Annotated in this window: 30 protein-coding genes and 1 tRNA gene; 16 read left to right on the top strand and 15 right to left on the bottom strand. The window is 70.2% G+C overall.

Annotation, left to right across the window (positions count from 1 at the left end; genetic code table 11):
• Positions 1-55: 55 nt before the first annotated feature.
• Positions 56-1,672 carry a long-chain-fatty-acid--CoA ligase gene (locus CPZ01_RS02265; RefSeq protein ID WP_096393234.1) on the bottom strand — a complete coding sequence of 539 codons (1,617 nt, stop codon included), beginning with the start codon at positions 1,670-1,672 and terminating at the stop codon, positions 56-58.
• Positions 1,673-1,771: 99 nt separating this feature from the next.
• Here CPZ01_RS02265 and CPZ01_RS02260 point away from each other — a divergent pair, with 99 nt between their 5' ends.
• The 4 genes from CPZ01_RS02260 (at position 1,772) to CPZ01_RS02245 (ending at position 4,254) form a co-directional block, all read left to right on the top strand.
• On the top strand, positions 1,772-2,014 hold the full coding sequence (locus CPZ01_RS02260; protein WP_096393233.1) for a hypothetical protein: 243 nt from the start codon (positions 1,772-1,774) through the stop codon (positions 2,012-2,014).
• A 157-nt stretch (positions 2,015-2,171) separates the two neighbouring features.
• Positions 2,172-2,246, top strand: a tRNA-Met gene (locus tag CPZ01_RS02255).
• 121 nt (positions 2,247-2,367) lie between these two features.
• Entirely contained in the window at positions 2,368-2,979 is a 612-nt protein-coding gene (locus CPZ01_RS02250; protein WP_096393232.1) for a translation initiation factor IF-2 subunit beta, read from the top strand.
• Positions 2,980-3,078: 99 nt separating this feature from the next.
• A complete protein-coding gene (locus tag CPZ01_RS02245; protein ID WP_096393231.1) occupies positions 3,079-4,254 on the top strand; it encodes a M24 family metallopeptidase in 1,176 nt (391 codons plus the stop codon).
• A 37-nt stretch (positions 4,255-4,291) separates the two neighbouring features.
• Here the strand turns inward: CPZ01_RS02245 and CPZ01_RS15315 are convergent, their stop codons facing one another.
• From CPZ01_RS15315 to CPZ01_RS02235, 3 genes are all read right to left on the bottom strand, one after another.
• Positions 4,292-4,444, bottom strand: a complete 153-nt coding sequence (locus CPZ01_RS15315; RefSeq protein WP_172863917.1) for a hypothetical protein — start codon at positions 4,442-4,444, stop codon at positions 4,292-4,294.
• A 106-nt stretch (positions 4,445-4,550) separates the two neighbouring features.
• Positions 4,551-6,965 carry an ATP-dependent DNA helicase gene (locus tag CPZ01_RS02240; protein WP_096393230.1) on the bottom strand — a complete coding sequence of 805 codons (2,415 nt, stop codon included), beginning with the start codon at positions 6,963-6,965 and terminating at the stop codon, positions 4,551-4,553.
• A 115-nt stretch (positions 6,966-7,080) separates the two neighbouring features.
• A complete protein-coding gene (locus CPZ01_RS02235; RefSeq protein ID WP_096393229.1) occupies positions 7,081-7,737 on the bottom strand; it encodes an HAD family hydrolase in 657 nt (218 codons plus the stop codon).
• A gap of 135 nt (positions 7,738-7,872) precedes the next feature.
• Here CPZ01_RS02235 and CPZ01_RS02230 point away from each other — a divergent pair, with 135 nt between their 5' ends.
• Complete coding sequence (locus tag CPZ01_RS02230; RefSeq protein ID WP_096393228.1) at positions 7,873-8,322, top strand: TIGR00725 family protein; 450 nt, start codon at positions 7,873-7,875, stop codon at positions 8,320-8,322.
• An 18-nt stretch (positions 8,323-8,340) separates the two neighbouring features.
• Here the strand turns inward: CPZ01_RS02230 and CPZ01_RS02225 are convergent, their stop codons facing one another.
• Complete coding sequence (locus CPZ01_RS02225; protein ID WP_096393227.1) at positions 8,341-9,495, bottom strand: cobalamin-independent methionine synthase II family protein; 1,155 nt, start codon at positions 9,493-9,495, stop codon at positions 8,341-8,343.
• A 185-nt stretch (positions 9,496-9,680) separates the two neighbouring features.
• Between CPZ01_RS02225 and CPZ01_RS02220 the strand changes: the two genes are divergently transcribed.
• Both CPZ01_RS02220 and CPZ01_RS02215 read left to right on the top strand, forming a co-directional pair.
• Entirely contained in the window at positions 9,681-9,881 is a 201-nt protein-coding gene (locus tag CPZ01_RS02220; protein WP_096393226.1) for a hypothetical protein, read from the top strand.
• On the top strand, positions 9,878-10,093 hold the full coding sequence (locus CPZ01_RS02215; RefSeq protein WP_096393225.1) for a hypothetical protein: 216 nt from the start codon (positions 9,878-9,880) through the stop codon (positions 10,091-10,093). Before CPZ01_RS02220 ends, CPZ01_RS02215 begins: the two co-directional genes overlap by 4 nt.
• A 673-nt stretch (positions 10,094-10,766) precedes the next feature.
• Here the strand turns inward: CPZ01_RS02215 and dph2 are convergent.
• Together dph2 and CPZ01_RS02205 are read right to left on the bottom strand one after the other, a co-directional pair.
• Positions 10,767-11,810: a diphthamide biosynthesis enzyme Dph2 gene (gene dph2, locus CPZ01_RS02210; RefSeq protein WP_096393224.1), complete on the bottom strand. Its 1,044-nt coding sequence runs from the start codon at positions 11,808-11,810 to the stop codon at positions 10,767-10,769.
• 93 nt (positions 11,811-11,903) lie between these two features.
• Positions 11,904-12,605: a hypothetical protein gene (locus CPZ01_RS02205; RefSeq protein ID WP_096393223.1), complete on the bottom strand. Its 702-nt coding sequence runs from the start codon at positions 12,603-12,605 to the stop codon at positions 11,904-11,906.
• Between the two features lie 128 nt (positions 12,606-12,733).
• Here CPZ01_RS02205 and CPZ01_RS02200 point away from each other — a divergent pair, with 128 nt between their 5' ends.
• From CPZ01_RS02200 to CPZ01_RS02185, 4 genes are all read left to right on the top strand, one after another.
• Positions 12,734-13,393, top strand: coding sequence for an alpha/beta hydrolase (locus CPZ01_RS02200; protein WP_096393222.1), 660 nt, complete (start codon positions 12,734-12,736; stop codon positions 13,391-13,393).
• A 69-nt stretch (positions 13,394-13,462) separates the two neighbouring features.
• Positions 13,463-13,837 carry a YlbF/YmcA family competence regulator gene (locus CPZ01_RS02195; protein ID WP_096393221.1) on the top strand — a complete coding sequence of 125 codons (375 nt, stop codon included), beginning with the start codon at positions 13,463-13,465 and terminating at the stop codon, positions 13,835-13,837.
• A gap of 94 nt (positions 13,838-13,931) precedes the next feature.
• Positions 13,932-14,654, top strand: coding sequence for a nucleotide-binding protein (locus tag CPZ01_RS02190; protein ID WP_096393220.1), 723 nt, complete (start codon positions 13,932-13,934; stop codon positions 14,652-14,654).
• Between the two features lie 104 nt (positions 14,655-14,758).
• Entirely contained in the window at positions 14,759-15,379 is a 621-nt protein-coding gene (locus tag CPZ01_RS02185; RefSeq protein ID WP_096393219.1) for an RAD55 family ATPase, read from the top strand.
• Between the two features lie 26 nt (positions 15,380-15,405).
• On the opposite strand, the gene CPZ01_RS02180 is transcribed toward CPZ01_RS02185, so the two are convergent.
• Together CPZ01_RS02180 and CPZ01_RS02175 are read right to left on the bottom strand one after the other, a co-directional pair.
• Complete coding sequence (locus CPZ01_RS02180; RefSeq protein WP_096393218.1) at positions 15,406-15,666, bottom strand: hypothetical protein; 261 nt, start codon at positions 15,664-15,666, stop codon at positions 15,406-15,408.
• Between the two features lie 108 nt (positions 15,667-15,774).
• Complete coding sequence (locus tag CPZ01_RS02175; protein WP_096393217.1) at positions 15,775-16,710, bottom strand: FKBP-type peptidyl-prolyl cis-trans isomerase; 936 nt, start codon at positions 16,708-16,710, stop codon at positions 15,775-15,777.
• A 176-nt stretch (positions 16,711-16,886) separates the two neighbouring features.
• Here CPZ01_RS02175 and cyaB point away from each other — a divergent pair, with 176 nt between their 5' ends.
• Positions 16,887-17,489, top strand: coding sequence for a class IV adenylate cyclase (gene cyaB, locus CPZ01_RS02170; protein ID WP_096393216.1), 603 nt, complete (start codon positions 16,887-16,889; stop codon positions 17,487-17,489).
• Positions 17,490-17,530: 41 nt separating this feature from the next.
• Here cyaB and CPZ01_RS02165 read toward each other — a convergent pair whose 3' ends face one another.
• The gene (locus CPZ01_RS02165) at positions 17,531-18,007 is read right to left on the bottom strand and encodes a MaoC family dehydratase (protein WP_096393215.1); all 477 of its coding nucleotides are present in this window, start codon (positions 18,005-18,007) and stop codon (positions 17,531-17,533) included.
• Positions 18,008-18,527: 520 nt separating this feature from the next.
• On the opposite strand from CPZ01_RS02165, the gene CPZ01_RS02160 reads away from it, so the two are divergent.
• Together CPZ01_RS02160 and CPZ01_RS02155 are read left to right on the top strand one after the other, a co-directional pair.
• The gene (locus CPZ01_RS02160; RefSeq protein WP_096393214.1) at positions 18,528-19,409 is read left to right on the top strand and encodes an HpcH/HpaI aldolase/citrate lyase family protein; all 882 of its coding nucleotides are present in this window, start codon (positions 18,528-18,530) and stop codon (positions 19,407-19,409) included.
• Between the two features lie 78 nt (positions 19,410-19,487).
• Positions 19,488-20,741: a Glu/Leu/Phe/Val family dehydrogenase gene (locus CPZ01_RS02155; RefSeq protein WP_096393213.1), complete on the top strand. Its 1,254-nt coding sequence runs from the start codon at positions 19,488-19,490 to the stop codon at positions 20,739-20,741.
• 61 nt (positions 20,742-20,802) lie between these two features.
• Here CPZ01_RS02155 and CPZ01_RS02150 read toward each other — a convergent pair whose 3' ends face one another.
• The 5 genes from CPZ01_RS02150 to CPZ01_RS02130 form a co-directional block, all read right to left on the bottom strand.
• Entirely contained in the window at positions 20,803-21,516 is a 714-nt protein-coding gene (locus CPZ01_RS02150; protein ID WP_096393212.1) for a diphthine--ammonia ligase, read from the bottom strand.
• An 83-nt stretch (positions 21,517-21,599) separates the two neighbouring features.
• The gene (locus CPZ01_RS02145) at positions 21,600-22,169 is read right to left on the bottom strand and encodes a DUF7110 family protein (protein ID WP_096393211.1); all 570 of its coding nucleotides are present in this window, start codon (positions 22,167-22,169) and stop codon (positions 21,600-21,602) included.
• Between the two features lie 179 nt (positions 22,170-22,348).
• Entirely contained in the window at positions 22,349-22,693 is a 345-nt protein-coding gene (locus CPZ01_RS02140; protein WP_096393210.1) for a glutaredoxin family protein, read from the bottom strand.
• A gap of 600 nt (positions 22,694-23,293) precedes the next feature.
• Positions 23,294-23,926 carry a transcriptional regulator GfcR gene (gfcR, locus tag CPZ01_RS02135; protein ID WP_096393209.1) on the bottom strand — a complete coding sequence of 211 codons (633 nt, stop codon included), beginning with the start codon at positions 23,924-23,926 and terminating at the stop codon, positions 23,294-23,296.
• The gene (locus CPZ01_RS02130) at positions 23,913-24,983 is read right to left on the bottom strand and encodes a glucose 1-dehydrogenase (RefSeq protein WP_096393208.1); all 1,071 of its coding nucleotides are present in this window, start codon (positions 24,981-24,983) and stop codon (positions 23,913-23,915) included. The genes gfcR and CPZ01_RS02130 overlap by 14 nt, the downstream gene beginning before the upstream one ends.
• Positions 24,984-25,088: 105 nt before the next feature.
• On the opposite strand from CPZ01_RS02130, the gene CPZ01_RS02125 reads away from it, so the two are divergent.
• Both CPZ01_RS02125 and CPZ01_RS02120 read left to right on the top strand, forming a co-directional pair.
• Positions 25,089-25,868, top strand: a complete 780-nt coding sequence (locus CPZ01_RS02125) for an NRDE family protein (RefSeq protein WP_096393207.1) — start codon at positions 25,089-25,091, stop codon at positions 25,866-25,868.
• A gap of 94 nt (positions 25,869-25,962) precedes the next feature.
• Positions 25,963-26,847 (top strand): metallophosphoesterase family protein, encoded by an 885-nt coding sequence (locus CPZ01_RS02120; protein WP_096393206.1) that lies wholly within the window; start codon positions 25,963-25,965, stop codon positions 26,845-26,847.
• Positions 26,848-26,869: the final 22 nt, after the last annotated feature.

Below are 26,869 nucleotides of genomic sequence, written 5' to 3'. Positions count from 1 at the left end.
TGAAAGACGGAGCCGCTGACCGCCCGAGTCGCCTCGCGAACTCGTCCGGGGTTCGCTACCCCTCGCCGACCATCCGCTCCTCGTCGTCCCACTCGCGCTCGCGCAGCTCGTACTTCTGTATCTTCCCGGTCGCGGTGGTTGGGAGCTCCTCGACGAACTCCACCTCGCCGGGCGTCTTGTAGTCGGCGACGCGCTCGCGGACGAACGTCTTCAGCTCCTCGGGCGTCGCGCCCGCGTCGTCGGGGTCGCCGCCCTCGGGGACGACGAACGCCTTCGGCGTCTCGCCCCAGCGCTCGTCGGGCGCCGGGATGACGGCGGCGTCGGAGACCGCGTCGTGTTCGAAGAGGGTGTCCTCCAACTCGATCGAGGAGATGTTCTCCCCGCCGGAGATGATGATGTCCTTTTTCCGATCTTGGATCGAGACGAAGCCGTCCTCGTCGACGACGGCCAGGTCGCCCATGTGGTAGTACCCCTCCAGCCGCTCCGAGAACGCCTCCTCGGTAGCCTCGGGCTTGTTCCAGTACCGGTCCATCACCTGGTTCCCGCGGACGACGATCTCGCCGATCGTCTCGCCGTCGGCGGCCACGTCCTCGCCGTCCTCGTCGACGACGCGCACGTCGGTGCCGAGGTAGCCGATGCCCTGCGTCTTCTTCACCGCGAAGCGGTCGTCGGCGTCGGCGTCGAAGTGGCGCTTCGCGTCCGAGGTGGTGATCAGCGGGCCCGTCTCGGTCGCGCCGTACACGTGTTTGAGGTCCCAGCCGAACTCCTCCTCGACGGTCCGGATCGTCGCCTCCGGCGGCGCCGCGCCCGCGGTGGCGACCCGCACGTCGTTGTCGCCGGTCGTCTCGCCGCCGTGTTCGGCGTGGTGGTCGCCGAGCATGTTGAGCACCGTGGGGGCCGCACAGAAGTACGAGACGTTCTCCTCGCGAATCCGCTCGAACGCCTCCGCGACGTCGACCCCGCGGGTACAGACGTGCCGCGCGCCCGCGCCGGTGATCGCGTAGATGTGGCCCCACCCGTTGACGTGGAACATCGGCAGCGTCCACAGGTACACGTCGTCGTCGGTGATCTCCTGGTGGATCGAGATGAGGTACGCGTGGAGCGTCTCGGCGCGGTGGGTCCGGCAGACTCCCTTCGGGTCGCCGGTCGTCCCCGAGGTGTAGTTGATCGTGATCACGTCGTCCTCGTCCATCTCCGGGCGCTCGTAGGCGTCGGGGTCCGCGTCGTCGAGCGCGGCGTCGAACGACTCCCAGTCGCCCTCGACCGCGTCGGCGTCGTTCGTGAGGAACGTCTCCGTGGGCACCTCGTCGCGAACCGCCTCGACGTTCTCCGCGTACTCCGCGTCGGCGTAGATGGCGTCGACGCCGGCGTCCGAGAGCATGTACGAGAAGTCGTCCGGCGTGAGCCGGTAGTTCAGCGGCGCGTGGACCGCGCCGACCTGCATCGCGCCGTAGGCGGCCTCCAAGTGGTAGTGCGTGTTCGGGTCCAGCACCGCGACCCGATCGCCCTTCTCGATCCCGCGCTCCTGAAGCGCGGCGGAGAAGCGGTCGGCGCGCTCGCCGAGCTCCGCGTACGTGTACCGCGTCCCGTCGACCGCGAGGACCGCCTCCTCGTCGGCGTAGTGGCGCCGCGCCCGGTCCAGAAAGTCCGTCGTCAACAGCGGCTTGTGCATCGTCTGTCACTATCGATGATGAGTAAAATGGTTTGCGGCCGACGCAAGGGAGGGACGGTCGCGGGAGCCTTTTCACGGTCGGCCGCGGAGGAGTGGGAAATGAGCGACGGGTCCGAGGGGTCGGCGTTCGACGAGGGGTACGTGATTCCGATCGCGGGACTGCTGTCGTTCATGTTCGCGCTGATGGCGGGGCTCACCGCGCAGCGGGCGCTTTCGGGCGACCCTGCCGACGTCGCCGTGACAGTCGGCTTCGCCCTCGTGGCGGTCCTCGCGCTCCGGATCCGGATGAAGGCCGTCGCGGCGCAGTCGGCGGGCGACGACGGGAACGCGAGCGAGGAGTGACCGCGAGCCGCGGGCCGCGACGCGGCCGCTCGGTGCGGTCTGACGGAGCGATTCGAGCGCCCGCGCGAGGGTGCGCGACCGCCGCGGACGCGTGGACGAATCGCACACCGGCGTCGGGATCAGAACCCTTAACAGTCGCACCCGATTGTGCTACGATAGCGGGATGGGATAGCCAGGAGATTCCGCCGGGCTCATAACCCGGAGATCGGTAGTTCAAATCTACCTCCCGCTATTTTCTTTCGAAGGCGACCAACTCCTGGCCGACTGCTCCCTTCCTAACACGGTCTCTGCCTTCCAGAGCCGCCGCCACCGAACCCGGAAGCGATTTCCGTCGCGCTGTCGTTTCCTCGCGTATGGATTACGAATCGAGCCTCGACCGCGCGATGGATGAGGTACCGGACCTCGGCGGCTCCGACGAGCGACTGTCGGTTCCCGATCCGGAATGGCAGAAGGACGGCGCGTTCACCCGCCTGACGAACCTCTCCGCGATCGCCGACGCCCTGAGCCGCGAGCCAGAACACGTCCACTCGAAGATCCAGCAGGAGCTGGGGACCGCGGGCCAGTACGAGGACGGCCGCGCGCGCTACAGCGGGAACTTCCGCGAGCGCGACTTCCAGGCCGCGATCGACTCGTACATCGAGTCGTTCGTCACCTGCTCCGAGTGCGGCCTCCCGGACACACGACTGGAGACCGAGAACCGGACGCCGATGCTCCGCTGTGAGGCCTGCGGGGCGTTCCGCCCGGTGGCGAAGCAGAACACTTCCGACACCCAGCGGCAGGAGGACGCCGTCGAGTCGGGCAACACGTACGAGCTCGAAATCGTCGGCACCGGCCGCAAGGGCGACGGCGTCGCCGAGCGCGGCGAGTACACCATCTTCGTCCCCGGCGCGCAGGAGGGCGAGACCGTGACCGCCTACATCAAGAACGTCTCCGGCAACCTCGCGTTCGCCCGCCGCGAGAGCTGAGGCGGCCGGGGTGCCGACGGCGCCGGCACCGGACCGACGCCGTCGGCACCGCCGTTCCGCTACCCGACCGTTTATCAGCGCGTTCGCGTATCCTGAGCCATGGCCACGCGACTCCCCGAGTCGGCGTTCGCGGACCGGCTCGCCGCGGTCCGGGACCGGCTCGCCGAGACCGACGCCGACGCCGCGACGTGGGTCGGCGCGACGGCGATAGAGTACCTCACCGGCTTCCACCACATCCAGACGGAGCGCCCGGTCGTCCTCGCGGTCACCGACGACCGCGTCGAGGTCACCGTGCCGCGGCTGGAGGTCGAGCGCGTCGATCCCAACCCGCGGATCGACGCCGTCCACGACTACTTCGACTACCCGGGCGGCGAGCCGGTCGCGGTCGCCGTCGAGATGCTGAACGACCTCGGCGCCGACGCGATCGCCGCCGACGCCGACGGGCCGCCGGGCGTGATGGGGTACGAAGGGCCCGCATTCTCCGAGTCCCTCGACGTCGAGACGCAGTCGTGGGTCGACCGGATGCGCTGGGCGAAGTCCGACGCGGAGGTGGACCTGATCCGCGAGTCGGCCAAGTGGGCCAACCTCGGGCACCGCTACCTCGCCGATTTCTCCGAGCCGGGCGCGCACCCGGCGACCGTCTCGCAGCGCGCGTCGACCGAGGCCTCCCGCGCCATGCTCGACGCGCTCGGCGACGCGTACAGCGTCCGCGTCCGCGGCGACGGACCGGTCCACGCGGGCTACATCTCCGGCGAGGAGACCGCGCTCCCCCACGGACACACCCCGAACGAACGGCTCTCCGAGGGCGACGTGCTGGTCACGGGCGCGACGGCGAACGTCGACGGGTACCGCTCGGAGTTAGAGCGGACGATGTTCGTCGGCGGCTACTCGGACGAGCAGGCGCACTACTTCGAGCTCATGCTGGAGGCGCAGACGCTCGCGATCGACGCCCTCGGCCCGGGCGTGCCGGTCGCCGAGGTCGACGAGGTCGTCTGGGAGTACTTCGAGGAGCAGGGCGTGACCGACCTCGCGCAGCACCACGTCGGCCACAACATCGGGCTCGGCGCCCACGAGCCGCCGTACATCGACCGGGGCTGGGGCGAGCGCTACGACGGCGACGACGCCGTGATGGCGCCCGGCCACGTGTACACGATCGAACCCGGGATCTACACCGACGAGTACGGGTACCGCCACTCCGACACGGTCGCGATCACCGAGTCGGGGACCGAACGACTCACGAACTTCCCGCGCGACATCGACTCGAACGTCGTCTGAGCGGACCGGACGTCGCTCGGCTCCCGGAGAACCCCGGTCACTCGATCCGGTCGACCGCCACCCGGTGACCGGTGTCCGCGGCGTGGTCCCGGCCGTAGGCGTCGGCGTCGCCGGCGAGACCGATCAGCCGCTCGAAGGGGCACTCGCGACAGACGACGTGGTACAGCTCGCCGGGAGAGGGGGGTTCCATACCTCGACACACGTCCCCCGAGACCCTAGTTACGCGCCTCCTACTCGCGTCGAACGGCACGTTAGCCGCGTGGTATCGACCCTCTTCCCCGAACGAAGCCGCCGGGTCAGCCGCCTCCGTTCGCCTGCGGCGTCGACTCGAACCGGTCGAGCGCGACCTCCAGCATGTCGGGACTGACGGGCTGGTACTCCTCGCGCTCGTGTTCGGGCAGGTACTCTCGGACGCCGTTCCACGAGTCGCGCGCGTAGCGGGCGTCGAGCAGCACGCGGACGCCGCGCTCGTCCGGACCGCGGATGACGCGGCCGACCGCCTGCCGGGCCTTCCGCACGGCGGGGACGGTGAGCGCCGTCTCGAAGCCCGACTCGAACCGGCGGTCGTAGGCGGTGATCACCGCCCGCGTCTGCGGCCGCGCCGTGTTGATGATCGGGACGCCGCAGACGACGGCGGCGGAGAGCCGGTCGCCGCGGTAGTCGACGCCCTCCGTGAGCGTCCCGCGGAGGCTCGTCACCAACACCTTCCCGTCGCCGGCGAAGAAGTCGTCCTTCAGCGACTCCGTCTCGCGGTCGCCGGAGGACTCGTCCAAGAGGACCGGCTTGTCGAGCCGCTCCGAGAGGGACTCCGCCATCCACGTGGCCTCCGCGTAGCTCGGGGTACCCACGAGGACGTTCCCCTCGCGGCGCGCGACCGCCGCCGTCGCGTCGAGGTGCGCGAGCCGGGTCGGGTTCTCCTCGCCCGGCGCGCCGCGGTTCTGATGGGTGAACTTCGGGGCGTCCACCGCGAGGCTCGCCCGGTTCTCCTCGGGGAAGGAGAGCCCGTAGGTTCGCTCGACGACCGGGCGCCCGCGCTCCGCGAGGTGGTCGAGCCCGGTCACCTCCCGGAACAGGTCCATCGGCTCCAGCGTCGCGCTCATGAGGACGCCGCCGCCGAACTCCGCGAGGCGATCGCCGATCGGCTCGCTCGGGAGGCAGTTGTGGAGCGCGAGGCGCGCGTTGTACGCCCGGCGCCACGAGTCCGGCGGCTCCGTCTCGTCGAAGGTGCGTTCGAGCTCGATCGCCCGGAAGAAGTCGGTGTGACCCTCGCGGTACCAGGCGTTGAGGGTGCGGCCGACGCCGGGCGCCGCGCGCTGCTTGTCCTCGTCTTCCAGCGAGTCGAGGACGCGCTTGACCACCGCGCCGACCTGCTCGGCGCGCGCCCAGACGCGCTCCCCGTACCCCTCGCCGTCCGCCCACGCCGTGATCTCGTCTTCGCCCGGCTCCTCGGGGTCGCGGAGCGGGATCTCCTCGTCGTCGAGCTCGCGCATCGACGCCCGCCAGTCCGGGCGCTCGCGGTCGAGGTGCGCGGTCACGCGGCGGTCGAGCTCGCCGCGGAGGTCCGCGTAGAACTCCCGGACCGCCTCGATCTCCTCGACCGCCACGTCCGCGTCCTCCAGTTCGCCGCGGACCAAGGCGGCGTCGTCCGACTCCGCGCCCGCGCTCTCGAACGAGAGCGGCTGGACGACCCGGGTGAGCTCGTTCTCCGCGTCGCGGAGGCTGGCGTCCGCGACCGCGTCGCTCACGAGGTCGCGCACGCGCGGTTCGAGCATGTGCGCCTCGTCGCAGACGACGAACGTCGAGTCGTCGAGCAGCGCGCCGGTGAACGTCCCGGTCGTCACGGGGTCGAACGCGTGGTAGTAGTTGCCGATGACGACCTCGACCTCGGGGACGAGCGCGCCCATGACCGAGTGGGGACAGGAGCCGTGGCCCGCGGCGAGCCGGACGAGCTCGTCGGCGTCGACGTGGCCGAGCTCGGTGACGTCGAACGGGACCGCCTCCGCCTGATCACCGTCGTCGGGGAGATCGTCGAGGAACCCGGCGTAGAAGGGACAGAACTCGACGTCGTCGTACTCCTCGGTGTCGGGGCGGTACGGGGTCGGCTCGCCGTCGACGGAGAGGTAGTCGGCGGCCGGCGCGCCGCCCTCGTCGGACGCGTCGCCCGGCCCGGACGCGCCGCCCGCGGCGCCTCCGGCGGTTGCCACCGATCCGGAGTCCATCAGTCCCACCTGCTGGCTCCGCGCCTCGCTCACGAGGTTGGAGGTCGTCGTCGCGCCGCCGTCGCCGACGAGATTCCGGGTTCGCTCGCGGAGCCCCTCGCAGCGCTCGTACACGTTCTCGCGGTCGATCCCGCCGCGGTTCTCGCGCGCGTACGGGCAGACGTCCGCCTTGCCGACGAGGGTGAGTCCCGAGACGGGGTCGTACTCGTCCGGGAGGTCGTCGTTTATCGTCCGCAGGTCCGTCTCGAACTGGCGCAGCTGCTGTTTGACGCTGGTGAGGACGAAGACGCGCTCGAACTCGGAGTCCGGGTCGCGGACGCGGTCGAGCCCGGCGGTGAGCGCGAGCATCGTCTTCCCCGTCCCGCAGGCGCCCTCCAGCGCGAGGAAGCCGCCGTCGTCGGCGGCGTCGACGGCGGCGTCGATGCCGTCGGCCTGCTCGGGGTAGGGTTCGGGGTGGCCGAAGAGGTCGGCCCACGGGGGCGAGTCGGTCACGAGCGCGAGTTACGCGCCATGCGATTTAAACGCTTCATCGGCGGCGCGCCGGGTCGCTGCCGACGGGGTCGACGCGTCGCTGCCGAGACGCGGAGTGCGCGGGAGGAACGCGGCCTCACTCCACGATGTCGTGGAGGTCGGAGAGCCGCTCGATCTCCCAGGTTGGCCAGACGTTCAGCTCCCAGTCGCGGCGGTGGGGTCGGCGGATGAACGCCGAGTCGATGCCGGCGTTCTCGGCCGCGCGGACGTCGGACTCGTTGTCGCCGACGAACAAGGCGTTGCCCGCGTCGAGGTCGCCGAGCGCCTGCTCGATGTAGTGCGGATTCGGCTTGCGGAGCTGGAGCGAGTGGATCGTGGGCTCGCGGCCGTAGGCGGCGCCCATGCGGTCGAAGCCGTCGAAGTGGTCGACGAGGAAGTCGACGGTCGCCTGCTGGTTCGACGAGACGATCCCCATCTGGACGTCGAGGTCCTGGAGCTCGTCGAGGTCGTCGTAGGGGGTCTTTCGCCCCTCGCGGGCCTCCTGCTGTTGCGCCCGCGACACCACGTCGTCGCGCGTCCGCCAGAACGACCCCGGATCGAGGTCGTACGTCTGACAGACCGTGCCGACGCTGCCGGGTGTCGCACCGATAGTCATCTGCTCTACGTCGTCCGGATCGGGCTCCTCGACGCCGCACTCCTCGAACGCGTCCCGGGTCGCCTCCCGGAGCACGTCGAAGCGCGTGCGGCCCACGAGGACACCGTCGTTGTCGAACACGACGGTATCGTACGTCATAGCCTTCATTCACGGCGAGGGGGGATAAGGGTTTCAGTGGCCGTCTCGACGACGAGAATCGGACGAAACGTCGGTTCGGACCCGAATGCGGCGTAACCGGGCGGCTTTACCGTCGCCCGCGCTCAGGATCGAACCATGCGCGTCAGCGTCATCGGCGGCAGTTCGATCGACGGGGAGACGGCGGCGGTCGCGGCGGCGCTCGGCGAGCGGCTCGCGGAGCGCGGCCACGTCGTCGTCTGCGGCGGCCTCGGCGGCGTCATGGAGGCGGTCTGCCGCGGCGCCCGCGCGGCCGGCGGCGAGACGATCGGGATCCTGCCGACGGACGACCGCGGGGACGCGAACCCGCACGTCACGGTGCCGATCGCGACCGGGATGGGTCACGCGCGAAACGCGCTCGTCGTCATGAACGGCGACGCCGCGATCGCGGTCGACGGCGGTCCGGGGACGCTCTCGGAGATCGGGCTCGCGATCGCGCAGGGGCGCCCGGTCGCGGGGCTCGACACCCACGACGTCGACGGCGTGGAGGCGGCGGCGTCGCCGGCGGAGGCGGTCGCGTACGTCGAGCGAGTCGTCGGCCGCGAGTGACCCCCGGCGCGCGCCGGCTCAGGCGAGCCGCTCGCTCGCGATCTCGGCGCCCTCGACGAGCGCTTCGAGCTTCGCCCACGCGATCTCGGGGTCGACCATGCCGAGGCCGGCCTGCGTCCCGAACCCGCAGTCGGGCGCGGCCGTCAGCGGCGTGCCGTCGTCGACCGCGCCCGCGACGCGCTCCAAGCGGTCCGCGACCGTCTCCGGGTGGTCGATGACGTTCGTCTTCACGTCGACGACGCCGGGGATGAGCGTCCAGCCGTCGGGCACCGGGTGCTCGTCGAACGCGCGATACTCGTGCTGGTGACGCGGGTTCGCCTGCTCGACGCTGAGCCCGGTGATGTCGGCCTCGTAGATCAGCGGCAGCATCTCCGCGAGGTCGGTGTCGAGGTGGTGCGGGCCCTCGTAGCTGCCCCAGCAGGTGTGGAGCCGGACCTGCTCGGCGGGCACGTCCGCGAGCGCCTCGTTGAGCGCCTCGACGTGGAGGCGCGTCGCGTCCTTGGCGGCTTCGAGGGGCTCGTCCGCGTACGCCGCGGTGTGGCCGACCGTCAGCAGCTCCGGGGCGTCGATCTGGAGCGTGAGGCCCGCGTCGGCGACGAGCTCGTACTCCGTCTTCATCGCCTCCGCGACCGCGAACAGGTACTCCTCGTAATCCCCGTAGTGATCGTCGACGTGCGTGGCGGTGACGACGCTCGGCGACGCCGCGGTCATGAACGCGTCGTCGACGTCGCGGTCGGCGGCCGCGAGCGCGTCGGTGAACTCGTCGATTTCGGCCGCTGCCTCCTCGCGGCCCGTGTACTCGACAGCCTCGCTGACGACCGGGTGCATCGAGAGGTCGATCACGTCGGTCTTGAACGTCTCCTCGGCGTAGGAGGGGAACTCCTGGAGGTCGGCCCACAGCTCCGTCTCCCGCTTCCCGTCGATGCCGCTCAGCCGGTCGGCGACGTACCAGTTGAACGAGACGCGGGACTGCTCGCCGTTGTTGATCGAATCGAGGCCGACCTCGTCCTGCCGGTCGACGACGTCGCGGGTCGCGTCCGCGACCGTCTCGTCCCACTCGTCGGGGTCGACCGCCTCGCCGTCCTGACGGCGGGTGAGCAGGTCGAGCAGTTCCGGCGGTCGCGGCAGGCTACCGATGTGCGTGGTGGAGATGTGGCCGTCGTTCGTCGTCATCGATCCGATCGACGTGATGCGCCCCCAAAAGGGCGGAGGATCCGGCGGAATCGGCACGTTCGGCGCCGCGGCACGGCGGTCCTCTCACACCCATCGTCCGTCGGCGGACCGAGGTCCGCGGAGCGCAACGGACGGTAATTAGATGTAATTAAGATTTATCAGGCCACGGCGAGAGGAATCCGGCAATGAGCGACTACACCACCATCTCGCTGCGGAAGGAGTTCGTCGCGGACGTCGAGGAGTACATCGAGGACGAGCCGTTCGGCTCGGTGAAGGAGTTCGTGAAACACGTCGTCGTCCAGGAGATGGAGTCCGACGAGGGGGTCTCCGAAACCGAGGCCAAACAGATGGCGCAGAAGCTCCGAGACCTGGGGTACATGGAATGAGCGGGCGGGACGGGGAGGTTGCGTCGATCGGTTCCGGCGGGATCGAGCGCGCCGACATCATTCTGCTCGCGATCCCCCTCGCGTTCTGCGCCGTGTACACGGCCGCGTCGCTCCTCGCTCGGGGTTACACGCTTCCGGTCGCCGGGGGATCGCTCGCGGCCGGCGTCCTCGTGGTCGACGGACTGTTCGTGAACCCGCCGGGCGAGGCGTGACGGCCGGTCGGGACGGAATCAGATCAGCAAGCGGATTCCGTGAAATTCCACTTTTAAGAGTCATACCGAGTGAATCAGCCGGCAGAGGGATGCTGCTTCCCGATCGGTAGCGGGAGTGGGTATCGCAGATCGGCGGCCGCGAGGTAGTATTTAAATGACCGAGAGCGATGCCGACGATCGCTTATAAATCAGGCTGCGGTCGGCGCGCCTGCGAGCGGCCGCCATTGGCGGCCGCGAGCCAGCCCGCGAGGGACGCCGCGAACGCCCGCAGGGCGTGAGCGGCGAGGCTGGGGAGGTGTGAGGTGCCGTGCGGGGCTGTCTGGGGCGGGACTCAAAGGGGCAGTCGCGAGGCGGACGCAGGCGACGTAAGCACCGCAGCGAAGGAGCGCCAGCGACTGAGCGAGGAGCACAGCGAGCGTGCGTCCGCCTCGCGACTGGGGCTTTGGAGGTACTCACCGCAGCAGCGTCAGTCACTTATAAATAGCCGACAACAACACTCCAACTCCCCTTATAAACGGCCTCACTCACGACGTACAACACTCACTCCCGTTATCACTCGCCGCTACCTCTGTGCTAGGCGATCGATGAACGGAGAAATCATCTTCAAAAAGCGATCCCACCGTCGGAAGAGTTCGTCGGACTCTGAAAAGCGAACCTCGCGCTCCGCGCGGCCCTACCAGGTGTCGTGGAACGTGTCGAACTCGATCGAGTCGAGCGGCTTCTCGCCGATTGCGGCCTCGTACTCGCCGGGCGTTAACATCGGCTTGTGGAAGCGCGGACCGTCGTCGGTCGTGATCCGGGGGCAGCCCGTGTTGACGAACGCGTCCATGTCGAAGTTGCGCAGGCGGTCCGGCGTCACCTCGTCCATCGTGATCAGGTAGGCGTTCTCGTTGTTGTCGACGATCTCCTGGGCCGTCTCCCAGCGGCCCTGGCCGATCTTCGTACAGAAGATGACGCCCCACTTCTCGGCGTCCATCGCCTTGTGGACCGCGGCGTAGCGCTGCTTGAGGAACTGGTCGTGTTCGGCGACCGACACCGCGTTGTTGACCGGGTCCGCGATGACGACGCGCTTGTCGGGGTGTTCCATCGCGAGCCCGACCGGGTGGAACTTCCCGCCGCCGACGTACAGCACCTGCTCTGCGTCGATGTCCGCGGAGGCGTAGTTGCAGCCGAGCACCTGCCCCTCCTTCGTGAGGCGGTCGTCGCCCCGGCGGGTGTGGACCTCGTAGCCGCGCTCCTCCAGCCAGTCCGTCATCTCCTCGAAGCGGTTCATGTGCTGGGCCGTCGTGACGAGGCCCACGTCGGCGTCCTCCTCCGGTGAGGTCAGCTCTTCTTCGAGCGCGTCCTCCATGATCGGGAAGGGGTCGACGTTCGAGAACAGCGGGACGTAGACGATGCTGTCGGACTCCTTCATCGGCGTGTGGCCGAAGTGGACGAACACGTCCGTCCGGCGCATCAGGTAGGTGTCGAGGTCGCAGGCGCCGTAGCAGGGCTGCCCGGACAGCATGAAGGTGACGTCGTCGGGGGCGACCTCGCGGAGGTCGTCGGCGACCTTCGGGCCGCGGCGCTTGAGCCCCTCGGGAAATTGAAGACCGACCTTCGAGGCGTCGCGCTCCTCGATGGCCTCGAGGATTCGGTCGAGTTCGTAGTCCCACTCGCGGTCGTGCTTCAGGGCCATCCCCGTCTTCGTGAGGTCGCCCTCCGTGGAGCCGCTCATATCGAACGAATTGTGCGGCAGGACGGTTAAACGGCGCGTTCGACCCCGAGATCCGTCCCCGACGTTCGTGATCGTCGCCGCTCGGCCGCCGTCTCAGAAGCCGTTTCCGGTGAGCAGTCGGGCGATCCACGCCCGAACGCCGGGCAGCATCGCGCCCGCTTCGACTGCGACGGGATCGCGGTCGACGTCGAGGGGCACCCGCTCCGCGTCGCCGCGCTCGGCGTCCTCGCGGGACCAGACCAACTCGTCTCCGGTTCCGCCGCCGGGCGCGTCGCCCCGGACCTCCCACCCGGGCTCGCCGCGGACGGTGAGTCGATCGGCGCCGAGGTACCGCGTCCCCTCGCCGCCGATGACGAACGGAACCCGCGGAGACGCGGGCGTCAGCGGCGTGAACACCACGGCGCCGAGGTATCGTTCCGTGGCGTTGGGATCGCGGTAATCGACGGCCAGTACGTCGCCGTCAACTCGGACGTCGACATCCTTCGGGTCCGCGATCCCGTCGCGCACCGCGTCGGTGACGACCGCGCGACGGAGCGACCCGTTCGCCGCGAGCGCGTCGCCGCCGGCCGCGAGATCGACCCGCGCCTCCCACGTCGACGACCCGTTACCGTGGAGTGTGACGGTGAGCGAGCTCTCGCCGGCGACCACGGAGTCGCCGTCCGGCGTCGTCCGATCGAGTTCGCAGACGCCGCAGACGGGCGTCGGCGGCGCGCGCGCGTCGACCGGCGGCGCGGCGGCCAAGACGGTCACGGAGAGGAGCAGTGCGACCAGCAGGGGGAGGGTGCGGGGACGCATACGCGGACCGTTCGTGCGATCGAACTATAAATTCACGGCGTCGACTCGACCGTATCCCCGCCGACCCCCGTGACGACGCGCTGCCGCGGCCGACGGACCTAACCCCCGCCCTCGCCAACCGCGGACCGATGACCGATATTCCGCTCGAACACGTTCACGTCGCGCCCGACGAGGGAGCCGACGGCGAGCCCGCGCCCGCCGTCTTCGTCCTCCACGGCCGCGGCGCCGACGAGGAGGATCTGCTCCCGGTCGCCGCCGAACTGCCCGACGACCACCACGTCGTCAGCCTCCGCGCGCCCGACCCGCTCCAGGGCGGGTACACGTGGTACGAGCTCGACCTCTCGGCGGGGGGACTGGAGTCGAGCCAGCCCGACGCCGACGACTTCCGCCGGAGCCTCGACCTGATAGTCGAGAGCGTCGAGGCCGCGGTCGGCGCCTACGGGCTCGACGCCGACCGGATCGGCCTGCTCGGGTTCAGCCAGGGCGCGATCACGAGCCTCTCGCTCCTCTTCGAAGACCCCGACCGCTACGCGTGGGTCGTCGCGCTCCACGGCTACCTCGCGGAGTCACACGCGGACCTCGACCCGGACGGGATCGAGGGCAAACCGGTCTTCGTCGGCGCCGGCGCCGGCGACCGCGTGATCCCGGAGTCGCGGACGAGCGCGGCCGTCGAGCGGCTCGAAGCCGTCGGCGCCGACGTCACGAGCGGGAGCTTCCCGGGCGGCCACGGTATCGGCCCGCAGGAGCTCGAAGCGGTGGTCGAGTTCGTCGCGTCGCAGACGGCGTAACGGGCGTCAGAAGCCGACGCCGAGACCCGGCTCCGGCAGGTTCAAACCGCTCGGCCACGATGTCCGGATATGAGCGTCCAACAGGTCTCCATCGAGGACCTCGGCCGAGAGCTCGGCGAGCGGATCGCCGAAACCCCGGAGTACGAACGCTTCGAGGAGGCGAGAGCCGCGGTCCAGCGCGACGAGGACGTACAAGAGCGGATCGACGAGTTCGAGCAGCTCCGCGCGGAGTTCATGCAGGCCCGGCAGACGGGACAGGCGACGAACGACGACCTCCAGCGCGTCCAGGAGGCGCAGGACGAACTCCACTCGATGCCGGTGATGAGCGAGTACCTCGACGCGCAGGAGGAGCTGGAGGACACGCTCGAAGCGGTCAACGAGGCGATCTCCGATCCCCTCGCCGTCGACTTCGGCGGCGAGGCCGGCGGCTGCTGTCAGGACTGACCGCGACTCGAACCCGCCGTCACGGTGAGCTGAACGCCGTACCGCGCTGCGACCGCGGCCGACTCTTTATACCGAATACCGACCCATCCCCGCCGTGATAGCCGTCGCCGGCGGCAAGGGCGGAAGCGGAAAGACGACGACCACCCTCGGGCTCGCCCGCGCGCTCTCGCGGCGCGGCGCGCCGGTGGTCGCGGCCGACGCCGACTGGGACCTCCCGAACCTCGCGCGGCTGGCCGCGGAGACGAAGCCCGAGGCCCCGACGGAGACCGGAGCCGAGGGCTCGCCGGTCGGCGCCCGCCCCCGCACCGACGGAGAAGACACGCGGACCGTCCTCGACGCGGTCCGCGGGACGGAGCCGGTCCGCCCCGATCGCTCGGCGCCGACGGTGCTCGCGGCGCCCGACGCGCCGCGGTCGGTCGACGCGGGCGCGACGTTCGACGCGCTCGACGGCGCGACCCCCGACGGCGCACCGGTGTTGCTCGACAGTCCGGCGGGCGCGTCTCCGGACGTGGCCGCGCCCCTGCGGGCGGCGGACCACGCGCTGATCGCGACGCCGCTCAGGCGCGCAGCGCTCCGGGACGCCGCGAAGACGGCGGCGATCGCCCGCCGGCTGGACTGTCCGCCGGTCGGAGCGGTCGTGATCGGCGAGACGGACGTGCCGGACCGGGTGTCGACGCTCCTCGGATGTCCCGTTCTCGGCGCGATTCCGGACGGCGGGGCCGCTCCGCTGTCCGATCCGGGCGTCCGGAGCGCGTACGACGGCCTCGCCTCGCGGCTCGGCGAGACCGCGGCGGCGAGCGGGTGGCAGATCGCGTGAGGATCTCCCCCACCGGCGGCACCGAAACGGCGGACGACGGGGTCGCGACCGGCCGAGAGGGCCGCCATCGACAGACCCAAGCGTCCACAGGCGGCAGCGATCGTATGGAGACGCTTCCGACTGGGATCTCGGTGCTGGACCGACAGTTCGGCGGAGGGCTCCCGAGCGGTAGCGTCGTCGTGTTGAAGGCGAACCCCGACAGCCAGTCCGAACTCATCTTGAACCGGTTCGCCCGGGTCCGGGAGTGCCGCTACCTGACGACCGTCCGGTCCGCCGACGCGGTGGCGGCGGCGCTCAGCCGCGACGGAGACGAGGAGACGACCGTCGAGGCCACGGACGACGCCGGCGACCTCGACGAGGTGGCGTCGCTGACCGGCGACCTCCCCGAGGAGAGCACGCTGATCGTCGACTCCGTGGAGCCGTTGGAAGAGAGCGCGTCGCCGGCGGCGTACGCCGAGTTCCTCGACGGCGTGCGGTCACGGGTGGTCGACGCAGGCGGCGTCGCCCTGCTCCACGCGCTCCGCGGCGGCGAGGACCCGCAGACGCGACGCGTCACGGAGCAGGTCGCGGACGTGGTGTTCGACCTGCGCACCACCGTCACCGGGACCGAGATCGCGAACCGCCTCGTCGTCCCCAAGTTCCGGGGCGGCGCCGCCCTCGAAGAGCCGCTGAAGCTGAAGCTCACCGACGAGGTCGCCGTCGACACGAGCCGCGACATCGCCTGACGGGGTCGACCCGTCGCGCTCCCAGCCTACAGCGCAGCGGACCCGAGGAGGACGACCGCGCCGACGACGCCCGCCGCGACCGCCCAGTTGCGCGCGGTATCGAGCGCCCCGTACGGGCCGCCCTTCCGCGAAAAGAGATACAGCGCGTACACGGCGAGCGGCGCCAGCGTCGGGAGCGTCGCGGCCGAGACGACGCCGGTGAAACTCGACAGCAGCGCGATCGCGACCGTCGCCGCGCCCGCGACCCCGGCGACGAGCGCGTCCTCGCGTGCCCGTTCGATCTCCATACTCGGTGTGGACGCGCCGCCGGGCAAAAGGGATCCGTTCGCCCGGCGGGGCGGTCGCTCGCCGGCCAACAAAAACGGTAGAATCGCGGGGGAGGGAAGCGGAGTCGACTACTCTTCGTCGATCTCGTCGGCGATCTCGTCGGCGTCGACGTCGACGTCCTCGAGCGCCTCCTCGATGTCGACGTCGCCGCCGCCGGCGCCGCCCATGCCGCCCATCATGCCGCCGAGACCGCCCATGCCGCCGCCCTCGATGACCTCCTCGATGACCACGCGGTCGAGGTCGAGGCGGTCCATGAGGTCCTGCGCGATCTGCTGTTTCTGGAACATCCACTGCTGGTTCATCTGCATCGCCTGCGTCGCCGTGACGTAGAGGACGTCCTTCTCGACTTCCTCGGTCTCGACGGTCTCCTCGCCGTCGTCGTCTTCGGTGACGGTCTCCTCTTCCTCCGTTTCCGTCTCGATGCGGACCTCAGGGGCCTCCTGGAGGTACATGCCGAGCATGCCGGCGGCCTGCTCCTCGCGGTCGTCGATCGCTTCGAGGATCTCGTACTCGTACTCGAGGTCCTCGCCGGCCAGCGGGTGGTTGAAGTCGACGCGGGCGCGGCCGCCGATGATCGTCTCGAGGTGGCCCTGCTGGTTGTCGATCTGGACCTGCGCGCCGGGGTAGCGGTCGTCCTCGGGGATCTTGTCGGCCTTGACCGTCTCGACCTCGTCGGGGTCGTACTCGCCGAAGGCGTCCTCGGCGGGGACGTCGACCGTGCCCTCGTCGCCGACGGCGCCGCCGACGAACGCCTCCTCGACGGTGGGGAACACGTGGCCGGCGCCGAGCGCGATGATGCGGGGCTCGAACTCGTACTCCTCGACGTCGATCTCGGCGTCTTCGGCCGTCTCCTCGTCGGTCGTGTCGATGACGCGGCCGTCGTCCGCCGTGCGGATCGTGTACGCGACGCGGACGAAGTCGCCGTCTTCGAGTCCGTCGGCGTCAGTCTCGGTCTCGGTCTCCTCGGCCTCGTCGGCCGCGTCCGCTTGCTCCTGATCGCTCATACCCGAACGTCACCTGTTACACCCTTAAGAAGCACGGTTCGGCCCGAAGGCCGCCGGCGAACGGGAGACTGCGGCGGTTCGGGGTGTGCGGTGCCGGGCGAGCGGGTCCCGGCGGCCGCCGCGAAAGTCCGCAGAGTCCCGCGCCGCTTATGAACGCCCCGGCCGCACCTTCGGGCATGTACGAGGTCGAGATCAAGGTCCCGGCCGACTTGGACGCGACTCGCGAGCGCCTCTGCGAGGCCGGCGCCGAGCGCGTCGACGCGCGCCGCCAGCGCGACACCTACTACGACGCGCCCCACCGCGAGTTCGCCGAGACCGACGAGGCGCTCCGTATCCGGCGCGAGACGCCGCTGGCGGCGGAGGACGGACCGTCGTCGGGAGCCGACGTCGACGCGTTTGCGGAAGCCGACGCCGACGCGTCTGCGACGGTCACTTATAAAGGACCGCTCCTCGAGGCGGCCTCGAAGACGCGCGCCGAACACGAGACGGGCGTCGACGACGGCGAGGCCCTCGCCGCGGTCCTCTCGGGGCTCGGCTTCGAGCCGGCCGCGACCGTCGAGAAGCGCCGCGAGTTCTGGTCGTACGACGGCTTCACGGTGACGCTCGACGCCGTGAGCGGGCTCGACGAGTACGTCGAGATCGAGCGGGAGGTCGAGGCGGAGGGCGAGGTCGACGCGGCGCGCGACGCGGCGGTCGAGGCGCTCGGCCGCCTCGGCCTCGACGCGGACGACCAGGTCCGGACCTCCTACCTCGGGCTGCTGTTGGCCAGCGAGGACTGACCGGGGCCGACGCCGCGGTCTCGGGTCGCCGCCTGGCCGGCCTATTCGCTCCCGTCGTCCGCCCGCCGCTTCTCCGAGAGCACCGTCCGCTCGAGCTCGCAGACGAGGACGTCGTCGTCGCCGTCGACGACCTTGAACGCCTCCACGCGCATGGTGACGACGCCGCGCTCGCCGTCGCTCGTCTCCCGCTTGTCGGTGACCGTCGACCGCGCGCGGATCGTGTCGCCGTGGAAGACGGGGTTCGGGTGTTCGACGTCGTCGTACGAGAGGTTCGCGACGATGGTCCCGTCGGTCGTCTCCGGGATGGTGAGGCCGACCGCGAGCGACATCGTGTACAGCCCGTTCACGATCCGTTCGCCGAACTGGGTCTCCCCGGCGAAGTCGGCGTCGAGGTGGAGCGGCTGCTGGTTCATCGTCATGTCGCAGAAGCGCTGGTTGTCCGCCTCGCTTATCGTCCGTCGCTTCGCGTGTTCGATGGTCTCGCCGACCTCGAACTCCTCGTAGTACAGTCCCGTCATGGTTTCCCGGTCACTCGGTGACGTGAAATCGGTACCGCTCTTTATCGGGGTGTCGTTCGTGGTGATTCCGTCCGGCGTTCAGCCGCTCGTTTATAAATAGCTGACTGCGGATCGACAGCGAACACCGCCAAAGCCCCAGCCGCTCGCTTATAAATAACTGCTAGTTGATCGGCGGCGAACACCGCCAAAGCCCCAGTCGCGAGGACTCGATGCGCTCGCTACGGTCCTCAGTCGGTCGCTAACGCTCCCTCCTTGCGGTCCTTGCGTCACGCGTCTTCGTCCTCGCGACTGCCCCTTTGAATCCCGCCCAGCACCGCAACCGCACCTCACACCTCCCCAGCCTCGTCGGGCGCGTCTTCGGGCTCTCTTCGATCGCCCTCGTCGCGCCCGACTCCCTCGCGCGTGCGGTTCGCGGCCTGTCGGCCGCTCACCGGCGCGCGCCGCCGCACCGTCTCGGTTATTTATAAATCGTCCACCGCAGACGCCAACGATTTATATCGGACGCCGGGGAGGCCTCGACATGGCCAGACGAAGCCTGCTGTTCTCTCCCGGCGACAGCCCCGACCTCATGCGGAAGGCGCCCGACGCCGGCGCCGACGTGATCTGCTTCGACCTCGAAGACGCCGTCGCTCCCGGCCGGAAGGACGAGGCGAGGGCGGCGGTCCGCGAGGTGCTCGCCGACCCCGATTTCGACCCCGACGCGGAGGTCTGCGTGCGGTTGACCGCCGAGTCGCCGGCGGCCGACCTCGACGGCGTGTTGGGGGAAGGCGGCGAGGACGGGGACCGGCCGGAGGAGGGAACCGACGAGGTCCGCCTCGACGCGGTGATGCTCCCGAAGGTCGAGGCCGCCGACCGGGTCGAGCGCGTCGCCGAACTGTGCGCCGAGCGCGGGCGCGACCTCGCCGTCTTCGCGCTCGTCGAGACCGCGGCGGGGGTTCTCGCTGCGCAGTCGATCGCGGCCGCGGACGCGACCGACGCGCTCGTCTTCGGCGCCGAGGACCTCGCCGCCGACGTGGGCGCGACCCGGTCCGACGAGGGGACGGAGGTGCTGTACGCCCGCGAGCACGTCGTGCTGGCGGCGAGCGCGGCCGAGGTCGACGCGATCGACACGGTGTACACGGACTTCTCCGACGAGGCGGGGCTCCGCGAGGACGCGGCGTTCGCGCGGCGGCTCGGCTACGACGGGAAGCTCGCGATCCACCCGGCGCAGGTGGCGCCGATCAACGAGGCGTTCACGCCGGATTCGGCGGACGTCGAGTGGGCCGAGGCCGTCCTCGACGCGCGCGACGAGGCAGAGCGGGAGGGCCGGGCTGTCTTCCAGGTCGACGGCGAGATGATCGACGCGCCGCTGATCGCGCAGGCGGAGCGGATCCTCGACCGAGCGCCCGAGGCCGACCGCTGAGGCCGGGCGCCGACCCGGCGGCGGCGCGAACTCGCGGCGTCCGTCACAATTAACCCCGGCCCCCCAGCACGTGGAGGTATGTCTTCTGAGGCGAACCCGTTCGAGAGTCTGCGAGAGCAGGTGGACGACGCCGCGGCGGTCGTCGACGCCGATCCGGGCGTCATCGAGCGCCTGAAGAACCCGGAGCGGGTGTTGGAGACGAACCTGACGTTCGAGCGCGACGACGGCTCGCTGGAGACCGTCCGCGCGTACCGCTCGCAGTTCAACGGCGACCGGGGCCCGTACAAGGGCGGGATCCGCTATCACCCGGGCGTCACCCGCGACGAGGTGAAGGCGCTGTCCGGGTGGATGGCGTACAAGTGCGCCGTCGTCGACGTCCCTTACGGGGGCGGGAAAGGGGGAATCGCGATCGATCCGGCCGACTACTCGGAGACCGAGCTTGAACGGCTCACCCGAGCGTTCGCGACCGAACTCCGCCCGCTGATCGGCGAGGACCGCGACATCCCCGCGCCGGACGTCAACACCGGACAGCGCGAGATGAACTGGATCAAAGACACCTACGAGACCTTAGAGAACACCACCGCGCCCGGCGTCATCACGGGGAAGGCGCTCGACTCCGGCGGCAGCGAGGGCCGCGTCGAGGCGACCGGCCGCTCCGTGGCGCTGTCGGCCCGCGAGGCGTTCGACTGGCTCGACCGCGACCTCGCGGGCGCGACGGTCGCGGTCCAGGGGTACGGCAACGCCGGCTCGATCGCCGCCGCGCTGCTCGACGACCTCGGCGCGAGCGTGGTCGCGGTGTCCGACTCCTCCGGCGGAATCCACGACCCCGACGGGCTCGACCCGCGAGAGGTGAAGGCGCACAAGGCCGAGACCGGCTCGGTGGTCGAGTACCCCGAAACGGACCCGCTCACCAACGACGAGCTGCTCACGCTCGACGTCGACTGCCTCGTCCCGGCCGCGCTGGAGAACGCGGTCGACGAGGACCTCGCGGCGGACGTCGACGCGAAGCTGGTCGTCGAGGCGGCCAACGGGCCGCTCACGCCCGACGCCGACGACGTGCTCGCCGAGCGCGACACGCACGTCGTCCCCGACATCCTCGCGAACGCGGGCGGCGTCACCGTCTCCTACTTCGAGTGGGTCCAGAACCGACAGCGGTTCAGCTGGACCGAGGAGCGCGTCAACGAGGAACTGGAACGCGTGATCACGGACGCGTTCGACACGCTGGTCGACACCTACGAGTCGAACGACGTCCCCAACCTCCGCACCGCGGCGTACGTCGTCGGCATCGGTCGGATCGTGGACGCGTACGATCAGGCCGGCAGCTGGCCGTAGCGAGGGGTTTTCGATCCGTTTCGAGAGAAGATTCCGAATCACTCCAACGCCGCATCCCGAATCACTCCAACGCCGCGTCCCGAATCTCGACGTGGCCGCGGTCGCCCTCCCACACCGCGTCGTAGGTCAGGTCGATGCGGCGTTCCATGTGCGGGCCGTCGACGACGTACGTCTCGAACTCCCCGCCCTCGCCGAGCGGGTGGACGCCGTACTCCTCGCGGAGCGCGAGCAGGTCGTCGAGCGCGTCGGCGTCGAAGCGTCGCCCGAGCCACGACTCGTCGAGGCCGTACGCCGCCACCTGGACGATCCGGATCTCGAAGCCGGCGTCGAGCATTTCCTCCGCCAGTTCGACCGGGTCCCGCTGCCACAGCGGCGCGAACAGGTCGATCCCGAGGCGGTCGCACATGTCTTGGATCCGGTTCGTCTGGAACTCGCTCTCGACGGCGCCGGCCGTGACGCCCGCGAGGTCGACGCCGTCCGCGGCGGCGACCTCCCGGAGCGCCGCCTCCATCGGCTCCAGCTCGGCGTCACCCTGCGCGCCCGCGTCGTCCACGTCGTCCGCGCCGAAGTCGTCGGGCGACACCTCGACGAGGTCGATCCCGACGCTCTCGGCCGCGAGCGAGGCGAGCTCCGTCGCCGGCGTGTGGTACATGTACGAGTCGCCGGCGGGGTGGACGGTCAGGAGCCGCGAGACGTCGAGGCCCTCCTCCAAGGCGCGGTACAGCGCCCACGAGGAGTCCTTGCCGCCGGAGAAGAGGCTCACCCAGTTGCTCATGGCCGGAGGAGGGAGTCGCGCGGATAAAGGGTCGGCGGTCGGCCCGCGTTCGGTCGGGCGCGTTCGGTGGCTCTCGCGCCGCGTCAGTCCGAGATGAACTCGTTGTCGCGCCAGTTGACGCCGCCGTCGCCCTCGCCGGCGCCCTGCGGGCTCTCGACGACCTCGATGCTGGCGGGGCGCGGCTCGCCCTCGACGATCCGCGTCGCCTCCAGCTCGCCGTCCTCCTCGGTGATCGCGGTCAGCGTCCCCTTCTCGGAGAGCGTCGCGATCTTGCGGAGCACGAGGAACATGGGGTACTGGAGCGCGGAGTTCTGGAGGACGGTCTCGCGGTCGCCCTTGAAGCAGGCGAACTCGACGAGCTCGGAGGGGATCTCTTCCTCCTCGTCGTCCATCCACTGCGGGCCGCCGGCGCGCGGCGGCTCCTCCTCCCAGACGCGGGTCTCCGTGACCGACGCCTTCAGCTGCGCCGTGGGCGTGTACTTGCTGATCGACTCGTCGTCGGACAGGGCCTTGATGATGAGTGTGTTGTTTCGACGCGTGATGTCGATGTCGTCGATCTCCTGCGGCAGATCGGGGTCTTCGTCGAAGTACGTCTCTACGTCTTCGAGGGGCAGTTCGAGCGTCGAATGAAGTCGGAACACGCGGCCTGTCATTGTTTGTGGAATGCGGTGGGATCGAACCGGTGGTCACGGCGGCAGCGGCAACGGCTGCACCTACCCTACGTAGGCACCGTAGGTTTATATGGACTGCCCTTCGAGATGTGAAGATCGGCGCGACGCGCTCGTCCGGCGTCTCACGCTTCGAGGCGGGGATCCGGCACCGGAGCCGGGGCTCACTCCGCGTCCAGTTCGGCGGCGAGCTCGCCGCGCTCGTCGAGTTCGGCGAGCACGTCGCTGCCGCCGACGAACTCGCCGTCGACGAACGTCTGCGGGATCGTCTCCCAGCCGCTGTGCGATTCGAGCGCCTCGCGGTACTGCGGCAGCGCGGGCAGCACGTCGACCGTCTCGAACTCCTCGACGTGCTGGGAGATGAGTTCGACGGCGCGCTTCGAGTAGCCGCACTGCGGCATCAGGCGGTTCCCCTTCATGAACAGCACCACGTCGTTGTCGGCGATGGTGTTCTCGACGCGCTCGGTGATCTCCTCGGGGTCGGCGTCCGTTTCGGGGCTGAACGTCATGGGGACGCGTACGCGACGGCGAGGCAAATGGGTTCCGCACGGGACGGGCGGTGATCGTGAGGCGGTTCGGGGGTCGAGACTTCTCGAATCGGAGGAGGGTAGGACTGAACAAACGAAGAGCGCCCCCGACGCGGCGGAGTGTTATTTATAAGCGATCAAGTGAGGGCGGACAACGAACACCGCCAAAGCCCCAGCCGCGAGGCGGGCGCACGCTCGCTGTCGCCCGAAAATCTCCGATTTTCGGGATGACGAGAGAGCTCCGCTCTCTCGAACCACGCTCCTCGTCGCTCGTTTCACTCGCTCCTGCGGTGCTTACGTCGTCATCAGAACGCGAAGCGTTCTGATTGGCTCACGAGAGCTTCGCTCTCGTAAACGCCTGCGTCCGCCCCGCGACTGCCCCTTTGAGTCCCGCCCCGCACCGCACAGCACCTCACGCCTCCCCAGCCTCGTCGCTGGCGGCTGGCGCCGCCAGCGACTCCCTCGCACCGTCGGTTCACGGCCTGACGGCCGCTCACCGGGGCGCGCCGCCGCGACGCGTCGCCGCAGCGCGTCGCTCTGTAAGCCGATGTTTATAAGTGAATTCCAGAACTCGTCGCGACCCTACTCGTCGCGGTCGACGCGGACGACGTCGACGAGCGAGTAGACGGGGACGCCGTCGATGTCGTCGTACCCCATCTTGTCGACGAGGACGACGCACGCGACCGGCTCGCCGCCCTGCTCGCGGATCGCGTCGATCGACTCCCGCATCGTCGTCCCCGAGGTGATGATGTCGTCGACGACGTAGCAGTCGCGGTTCCGGATCGCGGCGAAGTTCCGCGAGAAGCCGCCGCCGTGCTCGTCGATGTCTCCCTCCTCCCACTGGTGTTTCGCGGGCGCGTACGTGCCGAGGTCGGTGTCGAGCCGGTCGGCGACGGCGGTCGCGAGCGGCGCGCCCGCCTTCTCGACGCCGACGGTCAGGTCCACTTCCTCGCCCTGCTTGGCGAGCAGGTCCGCCATCGCGCTCGCCGCGTAGCCGAGGCGGGTCGAGTCGCGCCCGAGCGCCGACCAGTCGACGTGGATGTCGGCGGAGGCGGTCGCGTCCGCGGCCTCCGCGCTCTCCGCCCCGCCGCCGCGCTCGACCAGCCAGCTCGCCGTCTCGCGGGAGACGTTCAGCTCGTCGGCGATTTCGCCCTTCGAGAGCCCCCGCTCCGCGAGCTCTGCCGCGCTGTCGATGAGGTCGTCAACGTTCTTCATATGCGCCGAATTCGACCGCCGTTTTAATAGTCGTGTCGTCATCCGCGAACGCGGCCTCGAACTCGTCGAGCCCGTGGATTCCCGTCACGAGATCGCCTAAGAACGCGCCCGAGAGCCCCGAGAGTGACTCGACAGCCGACTCGAAGTGGCCGTAGCCGGAGTTGACGCTGCCGACGAGCGCCTTGTTGTGGAGGACGAACTCCCGGTGGAGCCGCCCGCCGTCGATCTCGAACTCCCAGTCGCCGGGGACGCCGAGGAGCGCGCCGACGCCGTTGGGCGCGAGCGCCTCGATCGTCTCGAAGGCGTGGGGCGCGTAGCCGGTCGCCTCGAAGACGAAGTCCATCGGCTCGTACGCCTCCGGGACCTCGGGGATCGACGTCTCGTTGGAGTTCACGTACGTCGCCCCCAGCGACTCGATGATCTCGATCGTCGGGTCGGGGCGCTCGCGGCGCCCGAGACAGTAGATCCGGTCGAACTCCTCGTCGAGGGTCGCGACCGTCAGCAGACCGAGCGACCCGTTGCCCAACACCAGCGCCGACTCGGGCTCCCAGCTGAACGCCGACCGGCTGGCGTACGCGTGCTCGATCGCCTTCTCCGCGATCGAGATCGGCTCGACGAGGAACCCCCACTCCGCGAGCGCCGGCGGGATCTCGACTAAGAACTCCACCGGGCTGGTGAAGTACTCGGCCATGAAGCCGTGCGCGCCGACGATGCCGCGCTCGTGGTACTCGCCGTCCGGCGCCATGTCCGGCTCGCCGCGCGCGAAGTACTCGTTGGCGCCGTTGGGCGGGCGGCGCACCGTCGGGACGACGACGTCGCCGGCCTCGAACGGCGTGTCGTTCGGGTCCTCGACCACGCCGACGGCCTCGTGGCCGAGCACGAGGTGGTCCTCGCCCGCGGGAGACCCTCCGTGACCGCCGGCGATAACCTCGTGGTCCGTCCCGTCGACGCCGACCCGCAGGGTCCGGACCAGCGCCTCGCCGGGCGCGGGCTCCGGTCGCGGCTTCGCTGTCACGACCGGTTCGTCGGCTCCCTCGTAGACGGCAATCGCGTTCATATCCGGACCAAAGCGGCCAGTCACCAAAAGATTTCTTTTATTGTGAGTAAACACGTGCGGCGGATCCCCCGTGGAGTTTTCAGTCGCTCGGGCGTATCTGCGGGCGTGTGTACTCTGACCCTCGCGTGGCGGGCGTTCGGCGACGCCCCCGTCGCGCTCGCGGCCACCCGCGACGAGGCCCTTGACCGCCCGAGCGAACCGCCGGCGCTCCGAACGGCCGACGGCGACGGAGTCCGGTACGTCGCCCCGCGCGACGCCGAGGCCGGCGGGACGTGGATCGGCCTCTCCGAGCGCGGCCTCGTCGTCGCCGTCACGAACCGGTGGCTCGACGCCGACCGCGAGGGCGAGCGCTCGCGGGGGCTGCTCGTCCGCGACTGCCTGACGGCCGCCTCCGCCGAGGATGCGGTGCGAGCGGTCGAGCGCGAGCTCGACGAGCGCGCGTACGACGGCTTCAACCTCGTCCTCGCGGACGACCGCGCGGCGTTCCTGCTGACGTACGACGGCGGCCTCGTCGTGACCCGACTCGACCCGGGCGTCCAGGTCGTCGGCAACGTCGGCGGCGTGGTCAACGGCGCGGAGCGGTTCGCGGTCCCCGAGCGACGGCGGGAGTTCGGTGAGGAGCGCGCCGACAGCGCCAGGCGGGTCGCGGCCGCGCTCGTCCCGGAGCCGGGCGAGTCGGGGTCGTCGTGGCTCGACCGCGCGAGCGGCGTCCTCGCCGACCACGAGTACGGCGCCTGCCTCCACGGCGAGGCCTTCGGAACCCGGTCGTTCACCCGGATCCGGACCGGCTCGGACCCCGAGATGGCGTACGCCGACGGCCCGCCCTGCGAGACGCCCGCGGAACCGGTGTCGCTCCCCGAGAACTTCGCGGTCGGCGGGACCTAACGGGTCGGACGCGGTCGCGTCCCGGTCGGTCCGCCGTGCGCCGCGGTACCAAGTCGTCCGGAACGTTTTCACCCCGGACGCGAACGAGGAGACGATGCGGCTCCTCGTCTGCGGCGACCTCCACCTGAAGCCCGCGGCCGGCGACTACGACCTCGACGCGGTGTCGCCGCCCGAGGACGTCGACGCCGCCCTGGTCGTCGGCGATCTCACGCACCGCGCGGGCGACGACGACGCCGACTTGGCGCGTCGGTTCGTCGAGCGGCTCGCCCCGGACGTTCCGGTCGTCTACGTGCCGGGGAACCACGACCCCGCGCCGATGCCGGCCGAGGTGGTGGCGCCCGTCTCCGGGGCCACCGCGGAACACCTGAGCGCCCGGACGCTCGGGGACCTCGCTGTCGTCGGCTGGGGCTGCGAGCGCCGGTCGCTCACCCCGCCGCTTCCGCAGACCGAGTTCGACGCGCTCGACCCCCGGTCGGTCCCCCACGAGGACCGCCGCTACGAAGCCGACCGGATCGCCGAGGACCTGCTCGACGCGTGTCACCGCGTCGTCAGCGGGTCCGCGTCCGTCCGGGAGGCCGCAGCGTCGCTGGGGATCGCGGACGACGAGGCGGCCGCGTTCCACCGGGGCGTCGAGGCGATCGAGGCGACGTACGAGCGGCTGTCGGAGCGCCTGCGCGGTCGCTCCGACGCGCTGCTCGCGACCCACCAACCGCCGTTCGGCGCGTCGTTCGACCGCCACCACGCGGTCGGCACGCGCGAGACGGACCGGGAGTACCTCCACACCGGGTCGATCGCGCTTGCCCTCGCAATCCGAGACTACGACGTGTTCGCCGCGTTCAGCGGCCACTCGCACGAGCTCGGATACGACGCCGGCGAGGCGGCAGACGGCCGGCCGCACCTGCTCAATCTCGGCTTCCGCGGCGTCGGGGTCGTGACGGTCGCTCCGGCTCGCGGGGAGTTCGCGTTCACTCGCCGGTGAGACGACGGCCGCGCGGCGCGAA

The organism is Halorubrum trapanicum (assembly GCF_002355655.1).
Taxonomy (GTDB): domain Archaea; phylum Halobacteriota; class Halobacteria; order Halobacteriales; family Haloferacaceae; genus Halorubrum; species Halorubrum trapanicum_A.
Note: the sequence above shows the minus strand (reverse complement) of the source record. Positions and strands in the feature narration are given on the sequence as shown.